Raw genomic sequence first — 7297 nt, 5'->3', positions numbered from 1 at the left:
AGCCTAACTAAAAGGAATGGAAACCGACGGAGACGGTGACGCCTCGAGCGGTCTGGTTCGGTTTGAAGCCTAACTAAAAGGAATGGAAACTTTCAAAACCTCTGATTCCATTTTATATATTTTTTCTTGTTTGAAGCCTAACTAAAAGGAATGGAAACTTTTATTTGAGTATAAATCAAGAACACTTATGATGCGTTTGAAGCCTAACTAAAAGGAATGGAAACAATAGAATCTCCAGCTGTTCCCCAGGCTTGTGTAGTATCGTTTGAAGCCTAACTAAAAGGAATGGAAACCCAGGAGCTGGACTTTTTATATAAAAGCTAAAGATAGTTTGAAGCCTAACTAAAAGGAATGGAAACATGATGACATTATAGAAGGTTCATTTTCTTATTCAATCCGTTTGAAGCCTAACTAAAAGGAATGGAAACTGACAAGATAACTGATATATTTAGAAGGGCTACTGCACAAGTTTGAAGCCTAACTAAAAGGAATGGAAACAGAGCTTAAACGTATAGTCGACCGAGAGGTATTGAAGTTTGAAGCCTAACTAAAAGGAATGGAAACAAATATTAAAGCTAGCGGACGATGCAGGCTGGACGGGTTTGAAGCCTAACTAAAAGGAATGGAAACGGAAGATCGGTCGGCTTGCAGAAAGAATGATTTTTAGTTTGAAGCCTAACTAAAAGGAATGGAAACAGTAGCCCTGGCGTCGGGCTGCTTGCTTGGCGGCTTCTAGTTTGAAGCCTAACTAAAAGGAATGGAAACTGGAAAAAGTTGTGTGGATTCACTTTCTGGAAACCTTAGTTTGAAGCCTAACTAAAAGGAATGGAAACGTGGCTCGTCAAGCATTTCGTTCTCCCGTGCTCCGCAGGTTTGAAGCCTAACTAAAAGGAATGGAAACTATTATCAGTGTGATATTTATACATCTTGCAGTGCTGCACGTTTGAAGCCTAACTAAAAGGAATGGAAACAGTGCCAGGCAGCCTGTATTCAGACAGCTCAATGTGGTTTGAAGCCTAACTAAAAGGAATGGAAACGACTGACGGTGGCACGGGAGCAAGAGTGTTTGGGACGTGTTTGAAGCCTAACTAAAAGGAATGGAAACTACCTTGTCTCCGTTTGTTAATGCGTCAGTAACGGCTTGTTTGAAGCCTAACTAAAAGGAATGGAAACAGCTCTTTTAAACAAGCATTAATAAGAGGATCCCGAAAAGTTTGAAGCCTAACTAAAAGGAATGGAAACAGTTATTTGTGAAAGGAAATCTGGAAGTTTAAGCCCACGTTTGAAGCCTAACTAAAAGGAATGGAAACTAGTCGTTTTGCGTCCAGGCTCTGAGAGCTTGCTAAGGTTTGAAGCCTAACTAAAAGGAATGGAAACTCCTCCGTAACCACGATAGGGACCATTAGACCTTTCGTGTTTGAAGCCTAACTAAAAGGAATGGAAACCGGGGGAGTAGTGCTTGAATATAAGTTCCGCTTCCCCGTTTGAAGCCTAACTAAAAGGAATGGAAACGGTGTACAGGAAATGAAGCCGTTTGCGCAGACTCCAGGTTTGAAGCCTAACTAAAAGGAATGGAAACGTGATAAACTGGGACATTGCATTCCATCATTAGGAAGGGTTTGAAGCCTAACTAAAAGGAATGGAAACAAAATTAGAGAAGTTATTGAAGCTGCCTGGATAAGAGTTTGAAGCCTAACTAAAAGGAATGGAAACTGATCTTCCTGAATTTCTTCTTTTTTCTCAAGTTCTGTTTGAAGCCTAACTAAAAGGAATGGAAACCGGCCGCCACCAGGTAAGGATTGCCCTATTTTTACCAGTTTGAAGCCTAACTAAAAGGAATGGAAACCCAATTGTTGATATGACAGACATAAAAAACTTGCAGAGTTTGAAGCCTAACTAAAAGGAATGGAAACTTCATATAGATGTGGTGTTTTAAGTGCGTAATTTCCGAGTTTGAAGCCTAACTAAAAGGAATGGAAACACCTTTCGAGATCAGTTAGGTCCACAAAGCTGTTAAACACGTTTGAAGCCTAACTAAAAGGAATGGAAATCTCGGAAAAGTGGTAACTGTTAAAGTATCAACAGTAGGGTTTTGAAGCCTAACTATTAATGAGATCGTAAAACAGATGACAATTTTTGGTTGTCATTGCGAGCGAAGCGAAGCAGTCTCATAAGAAGTTACTCCACTTCACTCGTTAACAAGGACCTATGCCGTGCCCGTGCTGTCACTGCGAGGAAATCCCTCGCTCGGGACAGGCGAAGCAGTCTAAAAATCAGCCAATTTAAAAATCTCCTACCTATTAAGAAAGGGTAAATATTTCTACTCCTCGGGCTTTTCTCCGATCATTTTTAGGAATTCATCTTCATTTATAATTTTTAACCCTAGGCGTTGGGCACGGGTAAATTTAGAACCGGGCTTTTCTCCCACCACCACGTAATCAACATTTCGGGAAACATCAGAGGCCACCCGCCCTCCCAGGGCCTGGACCTTCTTTTTGGCCTCATCGCGGGTCATGCTTTTCAAAGCCCCGGTAAAGACAAAAGTCAGGCCTTTTAACGGCTTTTCTTCAGGTTTTTCTTCTTTTAAGTCTTCAAACTCAATACCGGCCTTAAGAAGCTTTTCTATAACTTTGCGATTATGCGGGTTGCGGAAATACTCCACGATGCTTCTTGCCATCTCCGGCCCTACTCCCGGAATGGCCATAAGATCTGCCATGGAGGCATTCATTAGCTTATCAAGGCTTTTGAAATGCTCGGCCAGAGTTTGGGCCGCCACCTCACCCACATGCCGAATGCCAAGGGCATAAAGAAAACGGGGAAGCGTAGTCTTTTTACTCTTCTGGATAGCGTTATAAAGATTTTGAGCCTTTTTCAGGGCAAAACCTGGAAGCTGAAGAAAGTCCTCTACGGTAAGGTAATAGAGATCACCCACGTCTCTTACCAGGCCCATATCTACCAGAGCCTTAGCCACCTGTTCTCCCAGGCCTTCTATGTCCATGGCATTCCGGCTGGCAAAGTGTTGGAGATGCCTTACTAACTGGGCATAACAATTTTTGTTAGGGCAACGCCAGACGGCTTCACCAGGCTTGCGCACCAGCTTACTTCCACACACCGGGCAGGTTTTGGGCATTTCAAAGGGTTTTTCCTTGCCAGTGCGGCGCTCTTTTATGGGCATAACCACTTCTGGGATAACATCCCCTGCCCTCTGCACTAGCACCCAGTCCCCAACGCGAATATCTTTACGCTTGATTTCGTCTTCGTTGTGAAGAGTGGCCCTTGAAACAATAACACCGCCCACTTTTACTGGTTTAAGAATAGCCACCGGGGTAACCGCCCCGGTACGCCCCACCTGCACAACAATGTCAAGCACCTGGGTGGTTACCTGAGTGGGTTCAAACTTGTAAGCCAGGGCGTAGCGCGGGCTTCTGGCTTTGGTGCCAAGCTTTTCCCAGAGGGAAAGGTCGTTCACTTTTATAACTATGCCGTCTATCTCGTAAGGCAGTTCTTCGCGCTTTTTTTCAAGCTCGTGATGATAGACAATAGCCTCTTTAATTCCCTTTACCAAACGGCACAAAGGATTGGTTTTAAGCCCCCATTTGGGAAGGGTGGTTAGCACCTCCCACTGGGTCTTAAATTTATAGCCTTCTACTTTCCCCACCCCGTAAAAATATATGTCAAGAGGCCTTTGGGCGGTGATATTAGGATCTAGCTGGCGCAAAGACCCCGCTGCAGCGTTTCTGGGGTTTGCAAAAGGCGGCTCCCCTTTTCTGATACGCTCTTCGTTTAGCTGTTTAAACTTTTCTTTTTCCATGAAGACCTCTCCGCGTGCATCAAGACGTTTGGGCACAGGGGGAGCGTCGTCAGTAAGAGGCCTCAGGAGTAAGGGAATAGACTTTATGGTCTTCAAGTTATTTGTTACATCTTCGCCCACATAGCCATCACCCCGGGTAGAACCCACGGTAAAAACCCCTTCTTCGTAAACAAGCTCTACCGCCAGGCCGTCAAGCTTGGGCTCAACGGTGTATTCAATCTGGGTCTCTTCTGGCAGGTTAAGGAGCCTTTTAATGCGCTTATCAAATTCATAGACTTCTTCTTCGGTCATAGCGTCATCAAGGGAGAGCATGGGCTCAGCATGGGGCACCTGTTTAAACTCTTTAGCCGGAGGATAACCAACCCTCTGGGTGGGAGAATCCGGAGTTACAAGCTCAGGATACTTCGCCTCAAGTTCTTTTAGCTCTCGCATTAAGGCGTCATATTCGGCATCAGAAATAACTGGAGAATCAAGGACATAGTAGCGGTAGTTGTGATACTCTATCTCTTCGCGCAGCTTTTTAACCCTTTCTATAACCTCAGGAGGGATTTCTCGCTTTTTTTCCTGTTTAGCCTTTTTTTGTTCTTCGGCCATGGCTTCCTCCTATTTTTGAGACGAAGTATCCTCTTTTGTTCCATTACCAGAAGTTCCATTATTTGATTTAAGCACTTTTTCTTCAGGCTCAAGGGATTTTTGAGGCTTTTTGGTTGATTTCAAGTCTTTTGGCCTTATTCCTCGTTGATAGATATCAACGGCTCGTTCGTGTTCTCTTAGGGTACGCGAAAAATGGTGGGTGCCATCACCCTTAGAAACAAAATAGAGATAGTCCGTCTTAGCGGGATAGAGCACAGCCTTTATGGAATCACGGCCTGGGTTACAAATAGGGCCTGGTGGAAGACCTGGATATATATAGGTGTTATAAGGATGCCGATAGCGCAAATCGCGGTAACGGAGCCGACTATAAAAACGCTTTACCGCGTATCGCACCGTAGGGTCAGCCTGAAGGCGCATACCTCGTTTCAAGCGATTCCAGAAAACACTGGCTATGATGGGCCTTTCATGAGGGACAACTGCCTCTTTCTCCACAATGGAGGCTAGAGTTACAACCTCTTTTACTGAAAGCCCAAGCTCTTCTGCCCGGCTGGCAAATTCCTGATTCCAGACTTCCCAGAAGTGTTTTATCATAGTGGCCACTATAAGACGGCAGCTTATACCTCGCCAAAAGGCATAAGTGTCAGGAAAAAGAAAGCCTTCGGCGGTTTCGCCTGGCACGTGAAGTTCTTTCAAGAGTTCTTTATCTTTAACCACCTTGAGGAACTCTTCTCGCGGGCAAAGGCCGGCTTTATCAAGCAGGCGAGCAATCTCGTAAATGTTATAACCCTCGGGAATGGTAACATAATGGGTTACCACACGACCTTTAACTAACGTTTCAAGTATTTTCCGGGGAGGGTTTCGCGGGTCAAGCTCGTATTCACCTGCCTTAATTTTTTCGGTAAGCCCTCGTAAATAGGCCTCAAATATGAAAATCCATTTGTTTTTTATTAGCCCTTCACGTTCAAGTAGAGTGGCAACTTCCTTTAAGGGTGTGCCAGGCTCTATGAAAATTATTTTGGTAGAAGCCTTTTGGCCTTCGGCCGCAGGCAAGGAAAGGTCGTAATACCAGGCCCCAGCATAAAAAATTAACAAGAGAAAAAATAAAAATGACAAAGTTTTTGACATAGCGCTATTTTAGCCCTTTAACTTTTAGTTGCATATAAAACTCTTAATGCTAGATTTTAGCAACACAAGGAGGCAGGAATGATAGACGAAAAGAAATTAGCTATTCTTGAAAAAGAGGCCAAAGAAAACCCCAAGTCAATTTTTGCCCATCATCGTCTGGCCATAGCTTACTGGCAAGCCGGTAAAACCGAAGAGGCCCTCAAAACCTTTAACTATCTTCTTGAGCTAGACCCACCTAACTTTGAAGTTCGGGTTAATTTGGGCACCCTTTTGGCCCAGCTCGGCAAACTTGAAGAGGCTAAAAAACATTTTGAAGTGGCTCTTAAGGCCTATCCAAAATCAGCTGAGGCTCTGGTTAATCTGGGGCTGGTAAACTTTCACCTGGGAAACCTTGAAGAAGCCGAAAATTGCTACCTTAAGGCCCTTGAAGCCAGGCCTGACTGGCCACCTGCTCTTGTAAATCTTTCTACGGTTTATATTGAACAGGAAAAATACAAAGAGGCAGCTGAGTGTTGTGAAAAAGCCATTTCTTCTGACGCTAAATTTTCCATGGCTTATAATAACCTAGCCGTGGCCTATTATCATCTCGGAAAGATTAAAGAAGCTCGTGAAGCCCTGGAAAAAGCCAAAAAATTGGGTTATCCAGTGCTTGAATCTCTAGAACAAATGATTACGGAAGCGGAAAATGCTAAAGGCTAAACCGGCCCTTTGCCCTTTTTGTGGGAGACCTGTTGCTCCCCCTCAAAATCTCGGGTTTCAGTTTTCTGATTTTGACGCTGGCTTTTGTGATTGTGGAGCAATTTATGTAAGTGATGTCACCGGTCATAACCGGGGAGCAGCTTTTGTAGAGGCTTTGCTTCTTGCCTGTGGCGGCAATTGGGACCTGGCCTGGGAGCTTGACCCTGAAGAAGACTACCAGGAATACGTAGTTGAACATTACGACCAAAAAAGCCACCAGGTCTTTGGTGACCCCTCTGAACGTGTAAATGTAAGGGGAGTCCTCATTTTTTTACGCCTTTCTGACGAGCTAAGAGAGCTTTCGGCGGAAAAGATAGCAAAGCTCAAAGCAGAAAGGCGTTTAAAAGAAATACCACCTCCTGGCTTTAAACCAAAAAGGCTACGCCGACAAGAAATAGAAAATCTCTTACGAGAAAATAAAGAAAAAGAAATAGTGTTTCACTGCCGTTTTATGCCGGTAAACCTTAGCATCCTGCGCAAAGTTCTTTATAGTGCGGACCCTCTCCTGCGCTGGAAAGCGGTGTTAACCTTAGGTGAAGCGGCTCAGGCTGTGCTCAAAACCCGCCCTGATATAACCGCTGACTTGATAAAAAGGCTCATTTATTCCAGTGCAGACTCGGCGGCTTCAGCCTGGGGGGCGTTAGAAACCGTGGGTGAAATAATCAGGCGTGAACCTGACCGATTTGGCCTTTTTGTCAAAAATCTTCTTGCTTTCCTGAAGTATCCAGAGTTCAGGCCAGGTGCCCTTTGGGCCCTTTATCGTATTGCTCAAGGGAAACCGACTTTGATAAAAAATGAGCGCTATTGGATGATTTTAGAGCTTTTAGAAGACAAAGACCCTTTAGTAAAGGCACTGGCAACGCTTGTGTGCCAGCATGCCGGCTTAATAGACGCCCTGCCAAAGCTTGAAGAACTCTTAGGAGACCAGAGTACGATAGAAATATTTGACCCAGAAGAAAAAATCTTTAAAAACGTAACTGTAGCCACCCTGGCGAGGGAGGCCATAAAGACCCTTGAAAGGATTTAGAT

General features: G+C 44.4%; 4 protein-coding genes and 1 CRISPR repeat array. Of the genes, 2 read left to right on the top strand and 2 right to left on the bottom strand.

The features are described from left to right. Positions 1–60 precede the first annotated feature (60 nt). Positions 61–2051: a CRISPR direct-repeat array (repeat unit 30 nt; unit sequence GTTTGAAGCCTAACTAAAAGGAATGGAAAC). A gap of 269 nt (positions 2052–2320) precedes the next feature. Continuing rightward, the gene (gene ligA / locus TH606_RS02995; RefSeq protein ID WP_197460497.1) at positions 2321–4405 is read right to left on the bottom strand and encodes an NAD-dependent DNA ligase LigA; all 2085 of its coding nucleotides are present in this window, start codon (positions 4403–4405) and stop codon (positions 2321–2323) included. A gap of 9 nt (positions 4406–4414) precedes the next feature. Then, positions 4415–5530, bottom strand: coding sequence for an endolytic transglycosylase MltG (gene mltG / locus TH606_RS02990; protein WP_068541217.1), 1116 nt, complete (start codon positions 5528–5530; stop codon positions 4415–4417). A 78-nt stretch (positions 5531–5608) separates the two neighbouring features. Between mltG and TH606_RS02985 the strand changes: the two genes are divergently transcribed. Together TH606_RS02985 and TH606_RS02980 are read left to right on the top strand one after the other, a co-directional pair. Beyond that, a complete protein-coding gene (locus TH606_RS02985) occupies positions 5609–6229 on the top strand; it encodes a tetratricopeptide repeat protein (protein WP_068541216.1) in 621 nt (206 codons plus the stop codon). After that, entirely contained in the window at positions 6216–7295 is a 1080-nt protein-coding gene (locus TH606_RS02980; RefSeq protein ID WP_068541215.1) for a DVU0298 family protein, read from the top strand. The genes TH606_RS02985 and TH606_RS02980 overlap by 14 nt, the downstream gene beginning before the upstream one ends. Positions 7296–7297 lie beyond the last annotated feature (2 nt).

The sequence above is a fragment of the Thermodesulfatator autotrophicus genome (assembly GCF_001642325.1).
GTDB classification, from domain to species: Bacteria; Desulfobacterota; Thermodesulfobacteria; order Thermodesulfobacteriales; family Thermodesulfatatoraceae; genus Thermodesulfatator; species Thermodesulfatator autotrophicus.
Note: the sequence above shows the minus strand (reverse complement) of the source record. Positions and strands in the feature narration are given on the sequence as shown.